We start from the raw sequence: 2,040 nt of genomic DNA, 5'->3' as shown, positions 1-2,040 counted from the left end.
ACCTCGTCTGCTGATACTGCCCTCCCCTTACGGGTTGAACATTCCGAGGCGGACATCTGCTTGAACACTAGCAGGGAAAGAACTTAGGAGTCCTTTCCAACTCCCCCGAACGACTTCGAGTCGCGCGGCATAACGTTCCGGTTGAGCGGCTGCCGACAAACTTTGCATCTCCACCAAGATCTCTTGCCAGTCCGCTCCAACCGGGTTGTTAGACCGTGCCTCACTAGTCGCTTTCAACTGGGGTTCCATCTTTATTGCTATCCACCTTGCTTAGGGCGGATTTCAAATTCAGAACGCGCACGGAAGAAGCAAACATCAAACTCGAAGAAGAAATTAGCTTGCCCTAAGATTAAAGGCACATTGGGTGCTTGCGTCCAAGCAAATGCGAGATCAACAGTGGGAAACGAACTGACTTGAGCATCAACAACGACTGCACGAGCTTCAAATCGAGCCAAGTTTCCTGCCAACACAACCGAGAGTGTCTCATTCTCCCAGATCAAACCTAGCTGTATCCCCAACTCGTATGGCAAAACATTAACGCTTGCACCTGTATCCAGTAAACCCTCAGTATTCAAGGATCGATCATCAAGGCTAAGCGTCAAAGGCAGGAATGGCATTCGATCGACCATGCCAGGACTGCTATCAATAATTTTGTAGGGGAATCTTTGAGCGTCAACCATTCTTCTCTTGCTTCTTTATTGCCAGAAGATTCATCAAGGCATTAGCAGCCTCAGAGCAATTGTAGGGCGACCAGACAGGATATTCCTGGTTTGCAACAAAGAAGTTTGTATCTTCTTCTTTGATCAGTTCTGCTGCAAGAAACTGCATTAGCCGAAGCTTGTCAATTTTTGGAAGTTCCTGGATTTGTGACATGAGTTCAGCTAATGGCATTTGAGATTTCCTCGTTTGAGGGTTGGCGAAAGGAAACGATCGCCCTTTCATTTTAACCTAGAGATCGTATCCACGATCACAACCTAGAGTGTGATCCCGTTTCTGGTTAGTGCTGCTGGAGAAAAGCGATGCTGGGTTGACACCAAGAAACCCAGCCTACGGCGATAGGCGATCTAAAAACTCAGAAATCAAATTATAGGTTTCAGTAATTTGTTCTAATGCTACCGGACGAAGATACTCAACGGTATCTACCGCTCGTTTTCCAGTGTAAGATTCCTTATCTTTTGATGAAACTGCGAAGAAAAAATTAGGATGATAATAGACTTTCTCTAATTCTTTTATTCTATTAATGAAGAAGTATGATGAACTTACGGAGTTTAAAACTTTTGTGTCGCTTATGTGTTTGAGATCGCCACTGGATAGCAAAGATATCCAGAAATCTGATTTCATGCCTAGATATGTCAGATAATTTTTCGCCGATTTCTGCCCTTCCACAGCATTTTCTAGTAGAGATTTATTCAATCCAAGCTCTTCTTTAATATACTGTAACAGCAGAATTTCTTTGCTGAGTCGTTCATTCTCTAACTGCTTAGACGTTTCTGTAAATTGCAACTTTCGCTGATAATCATTAATAGTAAGTGCAACAGGAATGCCTATTACTACTCCTATAGTTGTTGTAATTACGCTGGATAAATAGTTTTCCATAAATGGGAAAAAACTTAGCAGCTTCCACCCACCAAGTATTATTGCTAAAGCAAAAAGAACCCAAAAAATTATCCAGGCGAATCTCTTTAAGATTGTTTTGGCTATCATATCTGCTGAACTTGATTTTTAGGATGACTTGGTCAAGTTTATACGTAAGATTTCTGCTCTAGGGGGCTAAACGAGTTTAACTAAGTAGAGAGCCAGAAGTAAACACCGTTATAAATAGCTTTAACGCCTATCCTGACGTTGGCATGACATCGGAAACTTTAGGCTACCTACTTAAGTCACTTCAAAGATTGGCTAACCAAAACTATGCGGTCGGGTAAAGGAGGAGGTTTTGTACATAGCCCCCTCCCTCCCCTCAGAACCGTGCATACGACTTTCACCGTACACGGCTCAAGCAACGTCTTGAGATTCAGTGTCCTCGATTCTTAACAACCCTTA

General features: G+C 43.0%; 3 protein-coding genes. All 3 read right to left on the bottom strand.

Annotated elements, in window-relative coordinates:
• Positions 1–257 precede the first annotated feature (257 nt).
• The 3 genes from IQ254_RS30930 to IQ254_RS30920 all read right to left on the bottom strand — a co-directional run bounded on the left by IQ254_RS30930 (position 258) and on the right by IQ254_RS30920 (position 1,704).
• Positions 258–680, bottom strand: a complete 423-nt coding sequence (locus tag IQ254_RS30930; protein ID WP_193969967.1) for a hypothetical protein — start codon at positions 678–680, stop codon at positions 258–260.
• On the bottom strand, positions 673–891 hold the full coding sequence (locus tag IQ254_RS30925) for a hypothetical protein (RefSeq protein ID WP_193969966.1): 219 nt from the start codon (positions 889–891) through the stop codon (positions 673–675). The genes IQ254_RS30930 and IQ254_RS30925 overlap by 8 nt, the downstream gene beginning before the upstream one ends.
• Positions 892–1,047: 156 nt before the next feature.
• Positions 1,048–1,704, bottom strand: a complete 657-nt coding sequence (locus tag IQ254_RS30920) for a hypothetical protein (protein WP_193969965.1) — start codon at positions 1,702–1,704, stop codon at positions 1,048–1,050.
• Positions 1,705–2,040 lie beyond the last annotated feature (336 nt).

This window comes from Nodosilinea sp. LEGE 07088, from assembly GCF_015207395.1.
Taxonomy (GTDB): Bacteria; Cyanobacteriota; Cyanobacteriia; order Phormidesmidales; family Phormidesmidaceae; genus Nodosilinea.
This window is presented reverse-complemented; position numbering and strand designations above follow the sequence as displayed.

Excerpts from the sequence above, each read along its gene's own strand:
- IQ254_RS30920 (WP_193969965.1), bottom strand. The coding sequence starts at position 1,704 with ATGATAGCCAAAACAATCTTAAAGAGATTCGCCTGGATAATTTTTTGG.
- IQ254_RS30925 (WP_193969966.1), bottom strand. The coding sequence starts at position 891 with ATGCCATTAGCTGAACTCATGTCACAAATCCAGGAACTTCCAAAAATT.
- IQ254_RS30930 (WP_193969967.1), bottom strand. The coding sequence starts at position 680 with ATGGTTGACGCTCAAAGATTCCCCTACAAAATTATTGATAGCAGTCCT.